Origin of the sequence: Aeromicrobium sp. SORGH_AS_0981 (assembly GCF_031453195.1) — a bacterium.
GTDB lineage: Bacteria > Actinomycetota > Actinomycetes > Propionibacteriales > Nocardioidaceae > Aeromicrobium.
Map to the genome: position 1 here is coordinate 552574 of NZ_JAVIZD010000001.1, position 20843 is coordinate 573416.

Genomic DNA, 20843 nt, shown 5'->3' on the forward strand with positions numbered 1-20843 from the left:
TAGGCGGCGGGACGGACAACTCCGGGGAGGCTCACCGTCCGTCGGGCTCCAGCGCGTCGACCACGAACGCCCGGGCCGACGTCGCCCGAGGTGCCTGGCAGGTGAGCACGGCGGCCTCGCGCTGCACCGCGCGCACGTCGGCCACCACCTGTGCCGGGAGCGGCCCGGCGCACGCCAGTCGCACGCGCCAGCGGTCGTCGGCCAGCGCGGTGACCTCGACGCACTGCACGTCGCGCGGGCCCGCCGGACCCCACCGCTCGTGCACGGCGACCGCGGCCGCCTGCGCCACGGGCGGCATCGCGCTGCTGCCGCGCAGCGCCCAGGGGGTCACGCGCCCCGCGAGGTGCTCGGCGACGACGTCGAGCGACGTGCCCTCGTCGAGCCCGCCGTAGTAGGTCGTGTCGGGCACCACCACGACGTTCGCCGCGAACCGGTCGCCACCGACGTGGCTGCACTCCCACACCGCGTCGCCGAACCGGTCGGCGAGCGCGGCGGCCACCGGCCGGCCCCGCACGGCGCAGCAGGTGTCGTGGCGCCCGTGCGCACACACCAGCACGGCCGGCTCGTCGGTCCAGCCGTCGTGGTCGGCGGGCTCGCGCAGCACGGGGCACGAGTCGAGCAGGTCGGCCGGCTCGGTCCAGGTGCCCCACCGCAGCCGGCCGGCGGGGACGTCGACGACGGCCCACGCACGGGGACCGTCGTTGTCGGTCCGGCGCCCGGGCCGGCGGACCAGGACCGTCCGACCGCCCGCCTCGCGGGTGGCCTCGACGAGCCGGGCCACCACGTCGGGGTCGAGCCCCTCGGACTCGAGCGCGTGGAACGGCCACGGGCCCTGGTGCTCGACGAGCAGCAGCCGCCGCACGTGCAGCGCCGTGCCCGGGAGGGGATCGGCGCGCACGCGGGCGCGCGCGGCGCAGAGGTCGTCGAGGTCGGCCACGGGCGACTCAGGCTGCCACGAGCACGCCCGCGGCGACGAGCCGACGCGCGGTCTCGTGGCCGAGGCGGGCGACGGTGACCACCTGGCCGTCGAGCAGCCCGTCGAGGACGTCGGCCTCGACGTCGGCGACGTCGACGTCGACGCCCCGGCCGCGCAGGTGCCCGCCGTCCAGGCGTGCCGCGAGGCTGCCGCGCAGCACGAGCGCGGTGTCGTCGGTGAGCTCCTGGGCGAGGCGCAGCTGCGCGAGCGGGCCCACGGGTGCGGCACGGCCCGAGGTGTCGTCGCGCCCCCCGAGCGCGGCGGCGAGCGTGGCGGTGGGCACGGCGCGGATGGCGGCCAGCAGCCGGTCGCGCACCAGCTCGGCGTGGGCGTGGAGGTCGTCGGGGTCGGCGACGTCGACGCCCAGGGGCAGCGACGTGCGGACGTCGGGGTCGTCGGCGACGGCGGCCAGCGCCGCGGCCACGACCTCCTCGGCGAGGTGGTGGCGGTTCCAGGTGTGGACGCCGAAGGTGAGGTGCGTGCTGACGTCTCCGAGCGCCGTCGCGGCGTGGAGGGTGCCGCGCGGGAGGTAGAGGACGTCGCCGGGCTCGAGCACCTCGTCGATGAGGCACTCGCGCTCCGCCTCGGCGCGCACGGCCTCGCGGCGGTCGGTCCAGGGCTGGTCGCGCAGGGGCGCCTCGTGCACGGGGGCGTGGATGCGCCAGCGCTTGGCACCGGAGATCTGCAGGACGAACACGTCGTGCACGTCGTAGTGGTCGTCGAAGCCGCGCGACTGCGGCGGCGTGACGTACGCATTGACCTGGACGGGGTGGCCCAGGTCGGCGACGAGCTGCTGGGCGAAGCGCACGACCGGGGGCCAGGTGCGGTGCAGCGCCTGGAGCACGAGCGTGGCGCCGTCGGCGAACAACGCCGTGAGACGGGTGTCGTCGACCTGGTCGGCGATGCCGGCACCCACGCCGCCGCCGGACGTGAAGGCGCGGGCGGGGAGGGTGCTGCCGTCCTTCGCGACCCGCAGGAAGGGGGTGCGCAGGCCGTGGGTGGACACGAGGTCGTCGACGGCGGTCTCGCCGAAGAGGTCGTCGAAGGCGCCGGGCAGGTCGGCCGCGCGGGTCAGCAGCGGGGCCCGACCCCAGGTGTCGGCGGCGAAGCCGACGGGGTCGACGACCAGCCGACGCAGGGCCGGACGACCGGGGGCGACGTCAGGTGACGTCGTCCCGGTCGGCCCGCCCTGCTCGGTGGTGGTCACGACTCAGTGCGCCGAGCCGTCGGCGCCACCGTCGGCGCCACCGTCCTGCACGCCCGGGGTGCCCTCGGCGCCACCGTCAGCGGGGCCCTCGGCGCCACCGTCGGCGCCACCGTCCTGCACGCCCGGGGTGCCCTCGGCGCCACCGTCAGCGGGGCCCTCGGCGCCACCGTCGGCGCCACCGTCCTGGACACCCGGGGTGCCCTCGGCGCCACCGTCAGCGGGTCCTTCAAGGTTCTGCTCGCTCATGAGGTTCCTCCTCGAGTCGGGTACGCGGCGGGTGCCGCGAGACCCAGCCTGGCACCGTGCGCGGACGTCGCAACTCGGCGTCAGGCGCCCGTCCCGGGACGCTCGTCGCGCTCGTGCAGCTGCCCCTTGAGGTCACGCACCTGCCGCTTGCGACGGTGGGCCAGCGCACCCGTGACGGTGAGGATGACGACGAGTGCCACGGCGCCCACCACGCCGATCGCGGTGGCCACCCGGAAGCCCGGCGCGTCGACGTCGAGGATCCGCTCGCCGGCGTGCGCGGCGCTGCCGGCGCCGACGACGATCGAGAGCGTGAACCAGTTCGGCGCGGCCAGCAGGACGGCCACGACGAGCAGGATCCCACGCCAGGTCCAGCTGAAGAACCTGCGCCGGAGCTGCAGGACCAGCAGCAGCGGCACGATGGTGAACACGAACCCGTAGAAGAGCCCCCACAGGACGCCGCTCGTGATGTCGCCGTTGACCTGGTCGGCCACGCGCTGGGCCCACCAGCGCGGGAAGAACGCCCCCGCCACGAGGGCCAGCAGGTAGACCACGGCCACGCCCACGAGCACGGCCGCGAGGCGCTTGACCCAGCGATGGGGGTCGACCTCGGAGGGCACGTAGCGTCGTTCGTCCTTGCCGTGGCTGCGGTCGACGTCGTGGTCGTCGCGGGCCGGTCGCTGCACCTGGTCGTCGCTCATGGTCCCATCGTGGCGCGCCGCACCTCCGGGCACCAGTCCAACGGGACCGTCGTCGCCGCAGGTCAGGAGGCTGCTGCCAGCGCCGCCCAGTCCGCCTTCGACCAGCGACCCGTGACCGGGCGTCCGAGCGCCTGCTGACGTGCCTTGACGGCGGCGACGGTCCGCGGCCCGAGGTAGCCGTTGCGGTCGGCGCGCGGCACCGCGAGCGCGACCTGCAGCACCAGCACCGACTTGCCCGTCGCCCACGGACCGAGCGTGGTCGGGTAGTTCTTCGCGCCGTAGCGCGCCGCCTCGGCCGACGTCATCGAGCCGGCAGCGTCCCACGTCGTGCTGGCCGGGACGAGCGAGGACCACGTCGGCTGGTCGAGGGTCGCCGTGGGCGGCAGGTCGTGCGCCCTCTGGTAGCGCGCGAGCGCGGACCGCGTGGTGGTGTCGAGCGTGCCGGTGACCTTCACGCCCAGTGCGGTCTGCGCCGAGCGCACGGTCGACGCGCGCGAGCCGAGCTCCTCGATGCTGCGCGACGTCTTGCGCACGAGGGCGGTGAGCGCGGGACAGGGAGTCGTGCGTGCCTGGCCGTTCACGACGCCGGGCTGGCCGCTGTACCGGGCACACGGACCGTGGTCGACCGGGTGGACCTTGCCCGTCCAGAAGCTGGTGGTGCCCCGGGCGCCGTTCCAGCTGAACGAGACGTGCACGTGGTCGCGGTGGCCCGAGCTGGGCCGCCAGCCCTCCTTGGCCCGGTAGACGGCCCAGATCTTCTCGTTGTAGATGACGTACATGACGCCCAGTCGCCGGGCGTTCGTGCCGCCGTCCTTCGTGAGCCAGGCCAGGAAGTCCGCGGCCGCGGCGCGCTCGGACGGCTTCGTGACGTCGACCATCCAGTCCCACGCGCGACCGTCGGCGTGCTCGGAGACCCCCTCGGTGCAGCTGCGGGCCGTGTTCCCCGCACCGCCGACGCCGTAGGTGCGCATGACCAGGTCCCGCGTCAGCGCGACGCCGCGCGGCGTGCCCGGCTGGCAGGCCACCTGCGGGACGTACGCCGAGGCCGGGTCGACCTCCTTCGGCAGCGTCACGGGCGCCTTGAGCCCCTTCGGCTTCGACGGGAACGCCACCGGGGTCGACGACGCTGCCGTCGACGTGGTGCCGCTGATGACGGTGAGCGTGGTCGCGCACAGCAGTGCGGCGACACACGCGAGCCCGAGCCTGCGCATGATGATCTCCCTCGACCCGTCGGGCTTCCCCACCCGGCGGAACCACCATCCTGCGTCCCACACGTCACTCCTGCCACGAGAACGCGTGAACTACAGGCCTGTTCTTCAGCGGCCGCAGGAGCAGCCGGCGAGCGCGGCCGCGACGTCGTCGACCGCGGCCTGCGTGACGAAGGGGTTCACGTCCTCGGTGTCGTCGGTCATGACGGCGAAGACGAGGGGCGTGCCGTCGCGGTCGGTGACGTAGCCGGCGAGGGAGTGCACGCCGGTCAGCGTGCCGGTCTTCGCCCGGACCAGGCCGCGACCGGCGGAGTCGGTCCCGAACCGGTTCGCGAGCGTGCCGGTGAACCCGCCGACCGGGAGGTCGGCGAGCAGCGGCGCGGTGGCCGCCCGCGCCGACGCCGCGCGCAGCACGCCCGCCAGGGTCACCGGCGCGATCCGGTTGGCGCGTGACAGCCCGCTGCCGTCGCGCAGCCGCAGACCCGGGACCGGGACGTCGTTCTCGCGCAGCGTGGCCACGACGGCGCGGGTCCCGTCAGCCACGCTGCCCGCGCCGCCGGCGGCGATGCCCACGTGCCGCAGCAGCACCTCGGCTGCCTCGTTGTCGCTGCGCACGAGCATCGCGTCGACGACCTGCGCGACCGTGGCGCTGCGCACGACGGCCAGGGGCTGGGCGCTCGCGCCGGGGTCGGCGCGGGTCGCGTCGCCGCGCACGCGGATGCCGGCGTCGCGCAGGTAGCCGACGAAGCGCTCCGTGGCGTCCTGCGCGGGCGTGGTGCTGCGGACGCCGTCGCGCTCCCCCTGGTCGGCCCACAGGGCGCTGACGGGCGTGACCACCTGGTCGGCGACGTAGGAGGACTCCCACGTCGGGTTGACGGCGGGCCCCGTGAACAGGCCGGCGTCGTAGCCGATCCGCACGCTCGTGCGGCCCTCGGCCCGCAGAGCCTCGGCGGTGCGCCCCGCGAGGGTGCGCAGGTCGGCGCGGTCGACGCGCGTGGGTCGGCTGGGCCGGGTCGAGGCGAGGTACGGGTCGCCCCCGCCGACCAGCACCACCCGCTCGCCGTCCAGCACGGTCGACGTCGAGAACCGCGCGGTCGGGTCGAGCCTGGACAGCGCGGCGTACGCCGTCAGCAGCTTCGTCGTCGACGCGGGCACGAACGTCGCCGACGCCTCGCGGTCGAGCAGCGACGTGCCGTCGAGCGCCGAGACGCTGACGCCGCTGCGCCCGCCGAGGTCGGGGTCGTCGAGCAGGCCCCCGACGGCGGCGCGGACCGCGTCGGGGTCGGGACGTCGGGTGACGACGGGGTCGGGGGCGGTGCGCTCGGGCACCGTGTCGAGGGTGAGCCCGGCCGGGGTGGCGACCGCCTCGGGCCCGCAGGCGCCGCCGCAGACGAGCGGGTTGAGGCGTCCGGTGGTCCAGCCGAACGCGACCGCGGCGACGAGCGCGCCCACGAGCACCAGGGTGCCCAGCAGCCACGGCAGCCCGACCCTGCCTCGGTCACGTCGCGTCACATGGGCCAGACTATGCACCCAGAGCGCAGGCCCGGTGGTCCGTCCGGCCCCGGCGACACCTCGCTCGGACGATCAGCAACCCACGAGAGGCCCGGCCCGTGATCTTCGATGTGACCGTGGAAATCCCCAAGGGGGAGCGCAACAAGTACGAGGTCGACCACAAGGACCACCGGATCCGCCTCGACCGCACGCTCTTCACCGCCACGCAGTACCCGGCCGACTACGGCTTCATCGACGACACCCTGGGCCTCGACGGCGACCCGCTCGACGCGCTCGTGCTGCTGCCGTCGCCCACCTTCCCCGGCTGCGTGATCACGTGCCGCGCGATCGGCATGTTCCGCATGACCGACGAGGCCGGTGGCGACGACAAGGTCCTGTGCGTCCCCGCGACCGACCCGCGCCAGGAGCACCTGCGCGACATCCACCACGTGGCCGAGTTCGACCGCCTGGAGATCCAGCACTTCTTCACGGTCTACAAGGACCTCGAGCCCGGCAAGTCCGTCGAGGGCTCCAACTGGACCGGCCGCGTCGAGGCCGAGGCCGAGATCGAGCGCAGCTTCCAGCGCTTCAAGGACAACGGGGGCTACTGATCACCGAACCCGAGGGCGCTCAGCGCCCGAGCGGTTCGGGATGTGGAGCCGTCGCAGCAGGGGCGTAGCCGCGACGGACGAGTGGTGCACGCCGAAGGCGTCTCTCTGGAGCCGCCGCACGAGGGGCGTAGCCGCGGTGGAGATCGAGACCCGGTGAGAATTCAGTCCCGAGCAGGCCGAGGCAGCCACGCTGAGCCGTTGCCGGGTGGTCTCGATACGCCAGGACGAGCTCGCTGGCGCTCGCCGTCCTGACGACTCGACCAACGGAAGCCGGGCGCGCGTCCAGACCCAGCCTGACCTCAGGCCGACGTCGAGCTGCGCAGCAGCGCGCGCATGGTCTCGGCGAAGACGTCGACGTCGAGCTCGGCGTCGAGCGAGCGCATGGCGCCCAGGCCGATGCCGAGGCTGAGGAGCGCGACGGCGGCCTTGTGCGCACTGATGTCGAGCCGCAGGCCGGCGTCGGCGACGACGCGGTCGATCAGGTCGGCGCTCGACGCGACGAGCATCCGGTGGCGCTTGACGAGCTCGCCGGCGACCCAGGGGCTCTGGCGCGCGACGGCCGCGAACTCGACCTCGAGCGCCGTCCAGCGCGGCTTGCCGAGCTTCTCGCGCACCCAGGCGGCGAAGGCGTCGATCCGTCCGTCGAGGTCGGTGTCGGCCGTGAACGCGGCGACGACGCCCTCGATCTGCTCCTCGTGGATGGTGTCGAGCACGGCCATGCAGAGCTCCTCCTTGCCGGAGAAGTTGGAGTACACGGCGCCCTTGGAGAAGCCGGCCGCGACGGCGACCTTGTCGAGCGAGGTGCCGGCGTAGCCGTCGGCGAGGAAGAGCTCCCGCGCGACCTCGACGAGTCGTTCACGGGTCTGGGCCTGGCGTTCCGCGCGCGTGGTGCTGCGCTCGCTGTCGACGCTCACCGCTGCCTCCCTGTGACGTGGTCCGCGACACTGGTCACGGAACTCGGATACCGATAGTATCCGAAACATGATCACCACCGACACCCTGGTCATCGGTACCGGTTTCAGCGGCATGGGCATGGCGATGAAGCTGCGCGAGGCGGGCCGCACCGACTTCGTCGTCATCGAGAAGGCCGACGACGTCGGCGGCACCTGGCGCGACAACACCTACCCCGGCGCCGAGTGCGACATCCAGTCCCACATGTACTCCTTCTCCTACGAGCTGAACAAGGACTGGAGCCGCGAGTACTCCGGCCAGCAGGAGATCTGGGAGTACATGCGCTCGGTGGCGCGCAAGCACGACCTCTACGACGTCATCCACTTCGGCACCGAGGTCACCGGCGCCGTGTGGGACGAGGACCGGCTGCGGTGGACGGTCAGCACGAGCAAGGAGACCTACGACGCCCGCGTCGTCGTGTCCGGCATCGGCGGCCTGCACATCCCGAACATCCCCGACCTGCCCGGGGCCGAGAGCTTCAGCGGCCCGCGCTTCCACTCCGCGCAGTGGCGGCACGACGTCGACCTCACCGGCAAGAAGGTCGCCGTGGTCGGCACCGGCGCGAGCGCCATCCAGTTCATCCCGCAGATCGTCGGCGACGTCGCGCAGCTCGACGTCTACCAGCGCACCGCGCCGTGGGTCGTGCCGAAGCACAACCACGACATCGAGGGCCGCAAGAGCGCGTTCATCAAGCGGCTGCCCGGCGGCACCCGCGCCTACCGCAACGCCATGTACTGGCTGAACGAGGCGCAGCAGCTGGCCTTCACCGGTCCGCTGCAGAACGTCTCGAAGGTGATGGAGAACAAGGTCTCCGACTACATCCGCCGCACCGTGAAGGACCCCGAGGTCGCGGAGAAGCTGATCCCCGACTACCGCCTCGGCTGCAAGCGCATCCTCAAGACCGACAACTACGTCCCGGTGTACAACCGCGACAACGTCGAGCTCGTCACCGACGGGATCGAGGAGATCACGGCCGACGGCATCCGGGCCAAGGACGGCACGTTCCGCGAGGCCGACGTCATCATCTACGGCACCGGCTTCCACGTGACCGACGCGTTCGAGTGGGTGCACGTGACCGGCAAGGGTGGCCGCGACCTGTCGAAGACGTTCAAGGAGAAGGGCATCGAGACCTACCTGGGCATCTCGGTCGCCGACTTCCCGAACTTCTTCTTCCTGCTGGGCCCGAACACGGCACTGGGGCACAACTCCGTCGTGTTCATGATCGAGCAGCAGACGAAGTGGATCATCGCGATGCTCGACGAGATGGACGAGCGTGGTGCGCAGGCCGTCGAGCCGACGTCGCAGGCGCAGCGCGAGTTCAACGACGCGCTGCAGGAGAAGGTCAGCAAGGGCGTGTGGAGCCAGGGTGGCTGCACGAGCTGGTACCTCGACAGCCAGGGCAAGAACCGCACGATCTGGCCCGGCTTCACGTTCCGCTACTGGTGGGCGACGCGCAAGGTCGAGGCGCAGGACTTCGCGTGGGAGAAGGCGGCCTGACGTGACGGGCCCGGGCCAGGTCGGCGGCGTCGGCGACGAGCACGGCTACGACGTGCCGCCGGGCCCGCGGGGGAACCCGCTGCTCATGACCATGCGCTTCATGCGGAAGCGGGGTCCGCTCATCCGCGACGCGCACGCCCGGTACGGGGACACGTTCTCCGTGCAGATCCTGCCGGGGCCGCGGACGATCGTCGTCCACGCCGACCCGGCCGACGTGAAGGAGATCTTCGCGGCCGACCCGTCGCAGTTCCACGCGGGCGAGGGCAACGCGATCCTGCGTCCGGTCATGGGCGACCACTCGCTGCTGCTCACGGACGACGCGGAGCACCAGCGCGGACGCAAGCTGCTGATGCCGGCGTTCACGGGTCCGGCGATGCGCAGCTACCGGCCGCTCGTGGAGGGCCTGGCGAAGGAGGCCGTCCAGGGCTGGCACGACGGCCAGCGGCTCGTGACGCTCGACGCGATGAACGCGCTGACGCTCGAGGTCATCCTGCAGGTGGTCTTCGGCGTCACCGACGAGGAGCGGCTGGCGGTGCTGCGCCCGAAGGTCACGCGCATCGTCGACATCGACGCCGGCATCCTGCTGTCGTGGATCTTCCCGCGGCTGCGGAAGGTGCCGCCGTGGCGCGGGTTCTTCACGAACCTGCGCGAGGTCGACGCGCTGCTGTACGCGGAGATCGCCGACCGTCGGGCCGAGCACGCGCGCGACGGGCTGGAGGGTCGCGACGACGTGCTGTCGCGGCTGCTGCGCGCGGGGGGCGGCGACGGCGAGGAGCCGTTGTCGGACCAGGAGCTGCGCGACCAGCTGGTCACGCTGCTGCTCGCGGGTCACGAGACGACGGCGTCGGCGCTGTCGTGGACGTTGCACGAGCTGGGCAAGGACCCGGCGCTGCTGGAGCGGGCCCTTCGTGCCGCCGACGGGACCGGCGGGGGTGCCGGGCCGGGGGCGGCAGAGGTGACCGGCGAGGCATTCCTGGAGGCGTGCCTCAAGGAGGCCATGCGGCTGCACCCGATCATCGACTTCGTCGCGCGCAGCCTGCAGAGCGACCAGGTGGTCGCGGGGCGTCGTCTGCCGCGGGGCACCACGGTCGCACCGTCGATCATGCTGTCGCACAGCCGGGAGTCGTCGTTCGCCGACGCGCACCTGTTCCGGCCCGACCGGTTCCTCGGCGGCGAGGTGTCGGCGGGCACGTGGATCCCCTTCGGCGGGGGCGTGCGGCGCTGCATCGGCGCGGCGTTCTCGCTGATGGAGGGCACGGTCGTCCTCCGTGAGGTCCTGCAGCGCTTCGCGGTGCACACCGAGCAGCCCACCGGCCCGCGGCTGCGCAACATCACCAACGTCCCCGACGACAAGGCCCCGGTGATCCTGCGCGCCCGCTGATTCCCAGGACGACCTGGGAATCAGCAGCCCACCACGGTTCTCGCGCACTCACCTGCGGATGCTTCCCAGGGTGAGCGGAGGACGTCCATGGTGGGTGCCCGACGCGGGCAGGGTCGCGCCCTCGTCGTCACTAAGCGCTTGCTTAGGACCCGTCGGCGGCCCTAGGGTCGGGCCATGCGTGCCGTGCAGATCACGACGCTCGACGGGCCCTCGGCCGTCGAGGTCACCGAGCTCCCCGACCCGACGCCCGCGGAGGGCCAGGTGCTCGTGCGGGTCCGGGCCGCCGGCGTCTCCTTCCCGGAGGTGCTGCAGACCCGCGGGCTGTACCAGCTCAAGCCGGAGCTGCCGTTCGTCCCCGGCTCGGAGGTCGCGGGCGAGGTCGTGTCGGCGCCGGAGGGCTCGGGCTTCGCGCCGGGCGACCGCGTCGCCGGGTTCTGCATGCTCGGCGGGTTCGCCGAGTACGCCGTCACCCAGCCCGACATGACGTTCCCGCTGCCGGACTCCGTCTCCTTCGAGCAAGGCGCCTCGGTGCCGCTGAACTACCTCACCGCCTACTTCGCGCTCGTCGAGCGCGGCCGGCTCGCGGAGGGCGAGCGGGTGCTCGTCCACGGCGCGGCCGGCGGCGTCGGCACCGCGTCGATCCAGGTCGCCAAGGCCTTCGGTGCGGGTCACGTCGTCGCCGTCACGTCGACCGCCGAGAAGGGTGCCGTCGCGATCGACGCGGGCGCCGACGAGTTCGTGCTCGCCGACGGCTTCCTCGACGCGGTCAAGGCGTCGGGCAAGGTCGACCTCGTCGTCGACCCCGTCGGCGGCGACCGGTTCACCGACTCGCTGCGCAGCCTGCGCGAGGACGGCCGCCTGCTGGTCGTCGGCTTCACCGCGGGCGACATCCCCGAGGTCAAGGTGAACCGGCTGCTGCTCAACAACCTGAGCGTCGTCGGCGTCGGCTGGGGTGCCTACGCGCTCGCCCGCCCTGGGCACGTGGCGCAGGAGTGGGCCGCGATCGCCCCGCACCTCGCCTCAGGTGCGCTGACGCCGCCGATCGGCGCCACGTTCGGCCTTGACGACGCCGCGCAGGCGCTCGCCGAGATCGACGAGCGTCGCGCGACCGGCAAGGTCCTGCTCGTCCCGTGACCCCCACCGTGCGGCGGCACTGGTTCGCGCTGCTCACCCCGGCGCAGACCACGGGCGTCGTGCTCGAGGGGCTCGACGTCGTCGGCGGTCCGGTCGTGCCGCTCGAGCAGGCGACCTACGCGGACGCCGACGCGGCGCGCGCGGCGTTCGGGCATCCGGACCCTGCCCCGTCGGCGGGTCGCTTTGTCGACTTTCTCGTGCTCCCTGAGCTCCCGGGCGTCGAGGTCGTCGACGGCGTGCTGCGCGAGACGCGGGCACCGTCCGGCGCGGAGCTCTGGCGGCTCGAGGCCGACGGTCGGCGTCGCGTCATCTCCTTCTACGACACCCCTGCCTACGGCTGGCGCAACGGTCGCGGCCCGGTGCGCCCGGCGCCCCACGTCGGCCTCCGCGCCCGGTACCTCCCGCCCGGCGGGGGTGCCGCAGACTACGTCGCCGCGTTCGAGGAGGGCGTCGACGGTGTGCACCTCGTCGCGGTGACCGCCGTCGGCGAGGACCCGCCCGAGGGGTTCACGTGGACCAAGGTCGGCGTCTCCCGCCGCACCGTCCCCCTCACCGACGTCGAGCTGTACGACGCGGCCACCGGCCACCCCGTCACCGCCTGACCGTTTGCGTGGGACCCCACGCAAACACGCTCCCCCCAACGCAAAAACACGTCCCCGACGCACGTTTAGGTGGGGCCCCACGCAAACGTGCCTCGAGGCGGGGGTCAGGAGGGGCGGGGGAGGAAGGCGAGCTGGGCGGTCTTGTGGCCCAGGTCGACGACGGGGCCGCGCTCGAAGCCCTCGCGCAGGAAGCGCGACACGGAGCGTTCGTTGCGGACGTCGGGCTCGACCACGAGCCGACGGACGGCGGGGTCGGCCAGCAGGACGCGCCGCACGTAGGCGACCAGCGAGCCCGTGAACCCCGACCGCGGCTCACCGGGGCCGACGAAGAGGTGCACGCCGAGGTCGCCCTCCTGCACCGCGTACGCCTCCCCCACCGGGTCGTGCTGCGGCTCGTAGGTCTGGAAGATCGCGACCGGCACCGCATCGTGAGGCGCCGCGGCCACCTCGTGGACGAGGTACGCGTGGTGCGTCGACAGGGAGTCGAGGTAGGCGTACACCTCCCCGACCTCCTCGCGCGTGTGGTCGGTCATCCCCCAGAACTCGGCGCGCTCCTGCGTCACCCAGCCGTGGACCAGGTCGAGGTCGGCCACCGGGTCGAGCGGGCGGTGCGTGAACGTCATGCCAGGTCCTCCTCCAGGGGCGAGGTCGAGCCCGCCGCCCACACGTCCGTCTCGTCGGGCACGGTCCAGCGGCTGCGCGAGCGGTCCCCGAGGCTCCACACCAGTCGCGCGACCGGGCCGCGCCACACCCGGTCGTCCAGGCCGGGCAGCGACGACGTCGACAGCACGCAGCCGTCGTCGCCGCCGAGCCGCAGCACCTCGCCGTCGGGGGTCGTGAAGGTGTGCACGTCGCCCCAGGGCCCCACGTCGCCCACCGACGGCGCGACCTCGCGCAGCGCGGCGAGCAGCGTGCAGTCGAGGTCGAACGACGTGAGCAGCGGTGACGCCGCCGTCGGGTCCTCGAGCCAGCGGTCGAGCGCGAGCGCCACGCGCGGCTCGGGGCGCACCCAGGGCGCGAACAGCTCCTCGGGGCCCGTCCACGGGTCGTCGGACGGCTCGTGCAACGGGGCGAGCGCTGGGTGCGCGACCAGACGCCGGACGACGGCGGACCGCACCAGCGCGAACAGGGCCGCATCCGTCGACGCGGCGTCCATGTGGCCGTCCCAGGCGAGCAGCCGGTCGCGCACCTGGCGGACCTCGGCCGGCTCCGACGACATCGCCAGCTCCCCCAGCCTGCGCTGCCAGTGCGCGGCCGGCAGCAGCAGCGTGTCGGCGTGCAGCGCCGCGCCGGTCTCGGCGTCGAGCGTCGGCGACGACGCCAGCAGCTGGTGCAGCCGACGACCGCGGTGCGGCGGCGCGAGCTCGTCCGCCAGCGCCGCGCTGTGCCCACCCTGCCGGTGGTTGGCGACCACGGCGTGCTCGGACGGCCCCACCCGTCGGCGGTGCGGCACCACCCACCCCGACCACTCGCCCGACGTCTCGCGCCACGGCACGCGTCCGGCCACCCGGTGCAGCACGGCACCGTCGACGTCGGCCACGAGCACGTCGTTGACGGGCTCGACCCAGTGGTCGAGGGCGGCGTCGACGTCGGCGGTGGTGCGGGCCCGCAGCAGCGGCAGCAGCGCGGCGAACCCGAGGTCGTCCAGCAGCCACGGCACGCTGCGCACCGCCACGCCGGAGCCGTCCGGACGCTCGAGGACGACCGGGCCGTCGGCCGTCACCGACACGCCCTCGACGACGTCGCGCGGCGTGTCGGCCTCGACGTCGACGAGCCGCTGGGTGTCGGCCATCGCGTTGGTGATGGCCCACGCGACCGTGCCGGTGTGCCCGAAGTGCTGCACCCCCGGCACGCCCGGGAACGTCAGCCCGACGACGTCGACGTCGGCGTCGCCGGCCACGAGGTGGACCCGCTGGTAGACGCTGGGCACGGTGACGACGCGGTGCGGGTCGGCGCCGATCAGCGGCGCGCCGTCGGCCGACCTGCGGCCTCCCACGACCCAGGCGTTGCTGCCCGAGAGGGCCGGCACCTCCTGCGCGAGCGCGCGCGCCGCGTCCGGGCCGAGCGTGCGCGCGGCGTGGCGCCGCCACAGGTGGTGACCGAGGGATCCGAAGAGCGCGTGGTGGACGGCGAAGACGCCGAGCGAGGTCCAGTCCTGCCAGTCCTCGATCCCGGCGGCCCGCACCCCTGCCGCGTAGGCGTCGACGAAGCCGCGGGTCTCGTCGTCGAGCCGCTCGTGAGCGCGGCGCGCGGTGCGCACGAGCAGCGAACGGCTCCAGAACTCGTCCCAGACGGTGCCCGTGACGGCCTGGACGTGGGCGAGGTCCTCCAGCAGACGGTCCTCGGCGACCTCGACGGTCCTGCGACCCTGCTCGAAGGCGAGCGCCTCGAGCGAGGCGGCGCGCACGGTGAGCACGCTCATGGCCGCCCCCTCACGTCCCGCGCCCGGGAGGGCCCCCGGCGTGTCCCGCCCGAGAGATGCGCCGGGAGCCCACCCGGGTGCGGGACAGCCGTCATCGGCCGTGCAGGGGGTTGGTGAGCCGGCCGACCAGCTGCAGCGACGTGGCCTGGTCGGCGAGGTCGACCATCTCCAGCGTGTTGCGCAGCTGCAGCCGGTTCAGGCAGGAGTGCTCGAAGTCCGGCGCGAGCAGGTCGTACCGCGCGTGCTGGTCGGCCAGCTCCGGGTGGTCGGCCTGCAGGTCGCGCAGGCACTCCGCGGCCACCGCCCAGAAGTCGGAGCCCGGGAGCACCCCGTCGTCGGCGAGGATCGCCGCGAGGAACCGCAGGAACCCGTCGAGCACGTCGGTGAGCACCGCCAGCGACTGCTGACCTTCCGGCACCGTGGCCCGGATGCGGCGCACCGCCTCGGGGAGCTCGTGCTCGGGGTGCGCCTCGGGGCCGTCGCCGACGAGCAGCGCGACCTCCTCGCCGACGTCCTTCATGTAGGCGCGCACGGGCACGTGGTCGCGCAGCACCAGGATCAGGTTCTCCCCGTGCGGCATGAAGGCGAGGTCGTGCGCCCACAGGCAGTGCGCGACCGGACGCAGGTAGACGTCGAGGTAGCGCCGCACCCAGTCGGCCGGGTCGAGACCCGACGCGCGCACTGTCGCCGCGACCAGGCTGCGACCGTCGCGGTCGCGGTGCAGCAGCGACGCCATCGTCGCGGCGCGCTCGCCCGCCGCGAGGGTGGGCGTCTCACGCCACAGGGCGGCGAACATCTTCTGGTACGGACCCCGCCGCACGCCGGCGACCTGCTGGTAGACGCCGCCGGTGTAGCCCACGGCGGCGCGCTCGCGCAGCACCTCGAAGCCGCAGCGACGCAGCTCGGCGTCGTCGGCGACGAGCCGGTGCACCCAGTCGTTGATGGCCGGCGTGCCGCGCATGTAGTGCGGCGACAGCCCCCGCATGAAGCCCATGTTCTGCACCGACAGCGCCGTCTTGACGTAGAACCGCGACGGGTCGGAGACGTTGAGGAACGTGCGCACCGACTGCTGCGCCCGGTAGGCGTCGCGCCCCGGGCCGAGCGGCACGACGTCACGGCGTGCCACGTCGGCGGCGAACGTGATGGCCAGCTTGTTGGTCCACTGCCACGGGTGGGCCGGCACGAGCAGGTAGTCGCGGGGCTCGAGCCCCAGCGACCGCAGCCGCAGCTCGAACCCCGCGCGCTCGTCCGCGTCGAGCTCGCCGGCGTAGAGGGTCTCCTCGTCGAGCCCGTCGCCGACGGCCAGCACCGTGTGCTCGCGGCGGACGGCGAGCCACACGAGGTGCACCTCGCTGCCGGTCTCCGGTGCGTAGGCGCGGTAGTCGTCGAGTCCGTAGCCGATGCGGCCGTTCGTGGCGATGAACGCCGGGTGGCCCTCGTGCATGGCCGCCTCGGTCGTGGCCAGGTCGGCGTCGAGGAGGTCCTCGACGCTGTGGTCGTGGTGCACGTCGGACCAGCACGCCGCGGCGAGGGTCGCGCTGAGCTCCTCCAGGTACACGGCGACCAGGTGCTCGGGGATGCCGAGCTCGTCGTGCAGCTCGGCCACCAGCTCGAGCACGTCGACAGGACGCGTCACGTCCTGCTCGACGTCGGCGCGCAGCAGCGACGCCGGGTCGACCGACCAGTGCTCCGGCTCGTGCACGTGCGCGTGGAAGCGCCAGACGGACGCGACCGTCCGCACCTCCCACCAGCCGGCGGCGTCGGGGACGGGCGTGGGCGACAGCAGACGCTCGTGCGTCAGCTCGCCGAGGGCCTTGGCCGCGAGCCGACGCTGCGCGCGCTCCAGCGTCGCCGGCTCCAGGTGGTCGGCTGCGTCGAACGCCTGCTGCGACGTCGCGTGCAGGTCGACGACGGTGCTCATCGGGCCACCACCGCCGCACCGAGCTCGCTGCGCTCCCACTGCTCGCGCGTGCAGGTGCTCAGCAGCGCCCGCTTGTCGGGCAGCTGCACCTCCCCCTCGACGACGAACCCGGCCCGCGCGTTCAGCGCGTGGATGGCCGTGTTGGCGGCGTCGGGCTCGACCACGACCCGCGCGGTCGGCTCGTCGCCGTGACCGAGCAGGGCGAAGCAGTGCCGCATGACCGCGGCGAAGACCTCGGTCGTGAAGCCGTGCACCGGCGTGTCCGTGGGCGCCACCAGCACGTGCATCCCGAGGTCGCCGGGTCGCACGTCCAGCACCGCGCTCAGCGCGGAGTGGGCGGGGTCGTAGGTCTCCGCCAGGAACGCTGCATTGTTCGCCGCCCACGGCCCGGCACCCCCGCCGGGGCCGTCGTCCGCCGCCCCCGGGCCGTCGCCGACCCGACCCAGCCACGCGTCGTGGTGCGGGCTGGCGACGATGTCGGCGTACTCGCGGCGCACGTCGTCGACGCTCGCGCCCTGCATCATCCAGAACCGCGACCGCGGGTGCGTGACCCAGGCGTGCAGCAGGTCGACGTCGCGCTCGACGTCCAGCGGCGCGAGCTCGATCCTCATCGGTCCACCCCCGTCAGGCTGCGGGCACCGTCGGCGCGGGCTCCCCCGTCCCGGTCGGGCCTCGGCGCGCCGAACGTCTGGAAGGCGATCCGCTCCTCGACGGCGTACACCTCCCGTCCCGCCATGGCGTTGACGATGATCGACGACCGGAACGCACCCATGCCGAGGTCGGGGGCGACGAAGCCGTGGGTGTGCTCCTCGGCGTTCTGCACGAACACGCGGTGCTCGGCGTCGATCGTGTAGTCGGCCGCGACGGCGTAGCGGCCCCGCTCGTCCCAGTGCAGCCCCTCGCGCAAGGGCTCGACGAGGTCGGGAAGCTGGGCCCGGTAGCCCGTGGCGAGCACGAGCGACGCGGTGTCGAGGGTGAACGCCTGGTCCGTCTCGTCGTGGCGCAGCTCCAGCGCGAAGCGCCCCGCACCCTCGTCCCAGCGGGAGGCCGTCAGGGTCGTGCCGGCCAGCAGGTCGGTGGGCACCGGACCGTCGAGGCCCAGGCGGTAGAGCGTGTCGTAGATGTCGTCCACGAGGTCGCCGCTGATCCCCTTGTAGAGCGGCTTGTGCTCGACGACGAGCCGGTCGCGGGTGGCGGTGGGCAACGACTGGAAGTACGCGGTGTACTCCGGCGACGTCATCTCCAGCGTGAGCTTCGTGTACTCCATCGGGAAGAACCGCGGCGACCGCGTCACCCACGTCAGCCGGTAGTCGCGGTCCCGCGCGTCGTCCAGCAGGTCGCGGTAGACCTCGGCGGCGCTCTGGCCACTGCCGACGACGGTGATCGACCCGCTCGCCTGCAGCTGCTCCTTGCGCTGGAGGTACTCGGCGGAGTGGATCGCGAGACCTCCGTCGGCGTCGCAGGCCGCGCGCGCCGCGTCGGGCACGTGCGGCGTCGTGCCCACGCCCAGCACGACGTGCCGGGCCAGCAGCGTCGTCGGGCCGTCGGCGGTGAGGGCGGTGACGGCGAAGAGGTCGCCGTCGCGGCGCACCGACTGCACGTGGTGCCCGAGCCGCACCGGGAGCCGGTCGGCCGCCCAGCGCAGGTAGCGGTCGTACTCGCGACGCAGGGGGTAGAAGCTCTCGCGGATGTAGAACGGGTAGAGCCGGCCGGTCTCCTTGAGGAAGGCCAGGAACGAGTACGGCGAGGTCGGGTCGGCCATGGTGACGAGGTCGGCCATGAACGGCACCTGGAGGGTCGCCTCGGGCAGCATCATGCCGCCGTGCCAGGTGGTCTCCTCGCGCGACTCGAGCACCACGCCCTGCAGGCCCGCGGGCTCGGCGAGCGCGGCCAGGCCGAGGTTGAACGGTCCGGCACCGACGGCGACGAAGTCCAGCACGTCCCCCGCCGCGCTGCGGCCGAGCGCCGTCACGAGGCCACCCCCTGGCGGTCGTGCTCGAGCAGGTCGTCGCCGGCGGCCCGCACGCGCTCGAGGACCCGCACGACGTCGTCGAGCGTCGTCGCCGGGTTGAGCAGCGTGAGCTTGAGCCAGGACCGGCCCTCGACCTTGGTGCCCGCCACGATCGACCGCCCGTCGCGCCAGAGGGCCTGACGGATCCGCGGGTTGAGCTCGTCGGCGTGGTCGTCGTCGACACCGTCGGGCTGGTAGCGCAGCACGACGGTGCTCAGCTCGGGCTCGGCGCGCAGCAGGAGGTCGTCCTGCTCACGGACCCAGTCGGCGGCCGCGTGCGCGAGGTCGATGACGCTGTCGAAGCCGTCGCCGACGGCGTCGGCGCCCATGGTGCGCAGCGTCATCCAGAGCTTGAGGGCGTCGAAGCGACGGGTCGTCTGCATGCTCTTGTCGACCTGGTTGGGCAGGTTCGCCGTGCGGGGGTTGAGGTACTCGGCGTGGTAGGTCACGTGCCGCAGCGCCCCGGCGTCGCGCACGAGCACCGCGCTCGCGCTGACCGGCTGGAAGAAGGTCTTGTGGAAGTCGACGGTGACGGAGTCGGCGCACTCGATGCCGTCGAGCCGGTGGCGGCGACGTCGCGACGCGAGCAGGCCGCCCCCGTAGGCGGCGTCGACGTGCATCCACACGCCGTGCTCGGCGCAGAGGTCGGCCACCGGCCCGAGCGGGTCGATCGCGCCGAGGTCCGTGGTGCCGGCGGTCGCGACGACGGCCATCGGCACGAGCCCGTGCGCGAGGCAGTCGTGCAGCGCACGCTCGAGGGCGACGGGGTCCATCCGGTGCCGTGCGTCGACGTCGACGGGCACGACCGCGGCGGCGTCGAGGCCCAGGATCGTGGCCGACTTCTGGACGCTGAAGTGGGCGTCGCGGGAGCAGAACACGCGGAAGCGCGACAGGCTCTCGTTGTAGGCGAGGCCCGGGTCGACGTGGCCGCGCAGGAACGTCTCGCCGCGCGCCATGAGCAGCGCCTGCAGGTTCGACTGCGTGCCGCCGGACGTGAACACGCCGTCGGCGCCCTCCTCGAAGCCGATGCGGCCGGTGGTCCAGTCGACGAGGCGGCGCTCGATGAGCGTGCCGCCGGCGCTCTGGTCCCAGGTGTCGAGCGAGGAGTTGACCGCCGAGACGAACAGCTCGGCGAGCAGGGCCGGCACGACGACGGGGCAGTTGAGGTGCGCCGCGTACCCGGCGTCGTGGAACCAGACGGCGTCGTCGAGGTAGACGTCGCGCAGCTCGGCGAGCGCGCTCTCGACGTCGACCGGCTGGTCGAGGTCGACGGCGTCGACGGTGCGGGCGACGTCGGCGACGCTGCGTCCGCTGAAGGGCTGCTCGACCGAGGCGAGGTGGTCGGTCAGGACGTCGATCCCGCGTCGCATGGTCGTGGCATAGTGCTCGGCGTTGGCCGGGCTGAACACGTGGCTGTCCACCGTGCTCCTTCCCCGAGATGTGGTGAGGTGCCCTCTGAAGGCAAGCCTTACCTAATCATCGTGAGGACGGGCCGGGCAACCTCAGGTGACACCCCTCACACGCCCGCTCCTCGATCGACCGTCGTGGTCGGACGACCGCCCTCTGTGGCACCTCCTCGCCCACCCGGCACACTGGCGTCCATGCACCCCCTCATCGACTTCTGGCGCTCCGTCGAGGCGCTGCACTCGGTCGTCTACTTCGCCCCCGACGCGCGCGAGCGCTACGAGGCCGTGGGGCTGAAGGGGTGGTGGATGGGCTACGCCGCGTCGAGGTCCGCGGCGCTGGGCGCACCCGCGGCGCCCGTCGTCGTGGCGACGTTCCACGGCTTCGCGCCGCGGCTCGTCGAGCGGGCGATCCCCGACGCGTGGCGCCTGGCCGACGGCGACGCCGTGCTCGACACCCGCCTCGCCCTGGCGCGCGAGGCGCTGACCCCCGGGCTCGACGGCCACGACGTCGCGGCCCTGGCGCAACGCCTGGCCGGCGTGACGGAGCGGGTCGACCTCGCGGGCAAGCCGCTCGCCGCCGCGGAGCGCTCGCTGCCAGTGCCCGACGACGCGGTCGGTGCGCTGTGGCGGCACGCCAGCGTGCTGCGCGAGCTGCGCGGCGACGCGCACGTGTCCGTGCTCGTGACCGCCGGGCTCGGCGGCGCGGCGGCGAACGCCCTGCAGGTGGCGCTCGGTCGAGCGCCCGTGCGACAGCGCGAGTCGCGCGGCTGGACCGAGGAGGAGTGGGCCGAGGCGCTGGAGGACCTGCGCCGACGCGGGTGGGTCGACGCCGACGGGCACGGCACCGACACCGGACGCGCCGCGCGCGAGCGCCTCGAGGACGCCACGGACCGGGCCGTCGACGCCGCGCTCGACACCGAGGCCACGGCGCACGCCGTGGCCGTCGAGCCCGCCCTCGCCGCCGCGGCCCGGGCGGTCGTCGCCTCCGGCGCGATCACCTACCCCAACCCGATCGGCGCGACCGCCCCCTAGCCCCGTCCCGTCCCCCAGATGTGGAACGTGATCGCCCGTTTTTCCGACG

At 73.5% G+C, this 20843-nt stretch carries 19 protein-coding genes; 6 read left to right on the top strand and 13 right to left on the bottom strand.

The genetic code is table 11. The features are described 5' to 3' along the window. Positions 1–31 precede the first annotated feature (31 nt). The 6 genes from QE370_RS02950 to dacB form a co-directional block, all read right to left on the bottom strand. Entirely contained in the window at positions 32–937 is a 906-nt protein-coding gene (locus tag QE370_RS02950; protein WP_309633366.1) for a sucrase ferredoxin, read from the bottom strand. Positions 938–944: 7 nt separating this feature from the next. After that, positions 945–2183, bottom strand: coding sequence for a JmjC domain-containing protein (locus QE370_RS02955; RefSeq protein ID WP_309633367.1), 1239 nt, complete (start codon positions 2181–2183; stop codon positions 945–947). 3 nt (positions 2184–2186) lie between these two features. After that, on the bottom strand, positions 2187–2429 hold the full coding sequence (locus QE370_RS02960) for a BatC protein (RefSeq protein ID WP_067860303.1): 243 nt from the start codon (positions 2427–2429) through the stop codon (positions 2187–2189). Positions 2430–2509: 80 nt separating this feature from the next. After that, positions 2510–3127, bottom strand: coding sequence for a hypothetical protein (locus tag QE370_RS02965; protein WP_309633368.1), 618 nt, complete (start codon positions 3125–3127; stop codon positions 2510–2512). 62 nt (positions 3128–3189) lie between these two features. Further along, positions 3190–4401 (bottom strand): peptidoglycan-binding domain-containing protein, encoded by a 1212-nt coding sequence (locus QE370_RS02970; protein ID WP_309633369.1) that lies wholly within the window; start codon positions 4399–4401, stop codon positions 3190–3192. Between the two features lie 42 nt (positions 4402–4443). Continuing rightward, on the bottom strand, positions 4444–5847 hold the full coding sequence (dacB, locus tag QE370_RS02975) for a D-alanyl-D-alanine carboxypeptidase/D-alanyl-D-alanine-endopeptidase (protein ID WP_309633370.1): 1404 nt from the start codon (positions 5845–5847) through the stop codon (positions 4444–4446). Positions 5848–5945: 98 nt separating this feature from the next. On the opposite strand from dacB, the gene QE370_RS02980 reads away from it, so the two are divergent. Next, positions 5946–6437: an inorganic diphosphatase gene (locus QE370_RS02980; RefSeq protein WP_067860312.1), complete on the top strand. Its 492-nt coding sequence runs from the start codon at positions 5946–5948 to the stop codon at positions 6435–6437. A gap of 299 nt (positions 6438–6736) precedes the next feature. On the opposite strand, the gene QE370_RS02985 is transcribed toward QE370_RS02980, so the two are convergent. Continuing rightward, positions 6737–7351 carry a TetR/AcrR family transcriptional regulator gene (locus QE370_RS02985; protein WP_253026231.1) on the bottom strand — a complete coding sequence of 205 codons (615 nt, stop codon included), beginning with the start codon at positions 7349–7351 and terminating at the stop codon, positions 6737–6739. A 67-nt stretch (positions 7352–7418) separates the two neighbouring features. On the opposite strand from QE370_RS02985, the gene QE370_RS02990 reads away from it, so the two are divergent. The 4 genes from QE370_RS02990 to QE370_RS03005 all read left to right on the top strand — a co-directional run bounded on the left by QE370_RS02990 (position 7419) and on the right by QE370_RS03005 (position 12002). Continuing rightward, positions 7419–8885 (top strand): NAD(P)/FAD-dependent oxidoreductase, encoded by a 1467-nt coding sequence (locus QE370_RS02990; RefSeq protein WP_309633371.1) that lies wholly within the window; start codon positions 7419–7421, stop codon positions 8883–8885. A 1-nt stretch (position 8886) separates the two neighbouring features. Continuing rightward, a complete protein-coding gene (locus QE370_RS02995; protein WP_309633372.1) occupies positions 8887–10266 on the top strand; it encodes a cytochrome P450 in 1380 nt (459 codons plus the stop codon). Positions 10267–10440: 174 nt separating this feature from the next. Further along, the gene (locus QE370_RS03000; protein WP_253026228.1) at positions 10441–11400 is read left to right on the top strand and encodes an NADPH:quinone oxidoreductase family protein; all 960 of its coding nucleotides are present in this window, start codon (positions 10441–10443) and stop codon (positions 11398–11400) included. Beyond that, the gene (locus QE370_RS03005; RefSeq protein WP_309633373.1) at positions 11397–12002 is read left to right on the top strand and encodes a hypothetical protein; all 606 of its coding nucleotides are present in this window, start codon (positions 11397–11399) and stop codon (positions 12000–12002) included. Before QE370_RS03000 ends, QE370_RS03005 begins: the two co-directional genes overlap by 4 nt. Positions 12003–12106: 104 nt before the next feature. Here the strand turns inward: QE370_RS03005 and QE370_RS03010 are convergent, their stop codons facing one another. From QE370_RS03010 to QE370_RS03035, 6 genes are all read right to left on the bottom strand, one after another. Further along, positions 12107–12625, bottom strand: coding sequence for a GNAT family N-acetyltransferase (locus QE370_RS03010; RefSeq protein ID WP_309633374.1), 519 nt, complete (start codon positions 12623–12625; stop codon positions 12107–12109). After that, positions 12622–14424, bottom strand: coding sequence for a penicillin acylase family protein (locus tag QE370_RS03015; protein WP_309633375.1), 1803 nt, complete (start codon positions 14422–14424; stop codon positions 12622–12624). The genes QE370_RS03010 and QE370_RS03015 overlap by 4 nt, the downstream gene beginning before the upstream one ends. 91 nt (positions 14425–14515) lie before the next feature. Beyond that, positions 14516–16345, bottom strand: coding sequence for an IucA/IucC family protein (locus tag QE370_RS03020; protein WP_309633376.1), 1830 nt, complete (start codon positions 16343–16345; stop codon positions 14516–14518). After that, positions 16342–16956, bottom strand: a complete 615-nt coding sequence (locus QE370_RS03025) for a GNAT family N-acetyltransferase (protein ID WP_309633377.1) — start codon at positions 16954–16956, stop codon at positions 16342–16344. The genes QE370_RS03020 and QE370_RS03025 overlap by 4 nt, the downstream gene beginning before the upstream one ends. Continuing rightward, complete coding sequence (locus tag QE370_RS03030; protein ID WP_309633378.1) at positions 16953–18317, bottom strand: SidA/IucD/PvdA family monooxygenase; 1365 nt, start codon at positions 18315–18317, stop codon at positions 16953–16955. The genes QE370_RS03025 and QE370_RS03030 overlap by 4 nt, the downstream gene beginning before the upstream one ends. Beyond that, entirely contained in the window at positions 18314–19777 is a 1464-nt protein-coding gene (locus QE370_RS03035) for an aspartate aminotransferase family protein (RefSeq protein WP_309633379.1), read from the bottom strand. The genes QE370_RS03030 and QE370_RS03035 overlap by 4 nt, the downstream gene beginning before the upstream one ends. A 180-nt stretch (positions 19778–19957) precedes the next feature. Here QE370_RS03035 and QE370_RS03040 point away from each other — a divergent pair, with 180 nt between their 5' ends. After that, complete coding sequence (locus QE370_RS03040) at positions 19958–20794, top strand: SCO6745 family protein (protein ID WP_309633380.1); 837 nt, start codon at positions 19958–19960, stop codon at positions 20792–20794. Positions 20795–20843: the final 49 nt, after the last annotated feature.

What these genes read in the sequence shown, in the direction of transcription:
- QE370_RS03010 (WP_309633374.1), bottom strand. Translation starts at nt 12,625, where the DNA reads ATGACGTTCACGCACCGCCCGCTCGACCCGGTGGCCGACCTCGACCTG.
- QE370_RS03020 (WP_309633376.1), bottom strand. Translation starts at nt 16,345, where the DNA reads ATGAGCACCGTCGTCGACCTGCACGCGACGTCGCAGCAGGCGTTCGAC.
- QE370_RS02990 (WP_309633371.1), top strand. Translation starts at nt 7,419, where the DNA reads ATGATCACCACCGACACCCTGGTCATCGGTACCGGTTTCAGCGGCATG.
- QE370_RS03025 (WP_309633377.1), bottom strand. Translation starts at nt 16,956, where the DNA reads ATGAGGATCGAGCTCGCGCCGCTGGACGTCGAGCGCGACGTCGACCTG.
- QE370_RS03040 (WP_309633380.1), top strand. Translation starts at nt 19,958, where the DNA reads ATGCACCCCCTCATCGACTTCTGGCGCTCCGTCGAGGCGCTGCACTCG.
- QE370_RS02965 (WP_309633368.1), bottom strand. Translation starts at nt 3,127, where the DNA reads ATGAGCGACGACCAGGTGCAGCGACCGGCCCGCGACGACCACGACGTC.
- QE370_RS03000 (WP_253026228.1), top strand. Translation starts at nt 10,441, where the DNA reads ATGCGTGCCGTGCAGATCACGACGCTCGACGGGCCCTCGGCCGTCGAG.
- QE370_RS03015 (WP_309633375.1), bottom strand. Translation starts at nt 14,424, where the DNA reads ATGAGCGTGCTCACCGTGCGCGCCGCCTCGCTCGAGGCGCTCGCCTTC.
- QE370_RS02960 (WP_067860303.1), bottom strand. Translation starts at nt 2,429, where the DNA reads ATGAGCGAGCAGAACCTTGAAGGACCCGCTGACGGTGGCGCCGAGGGC.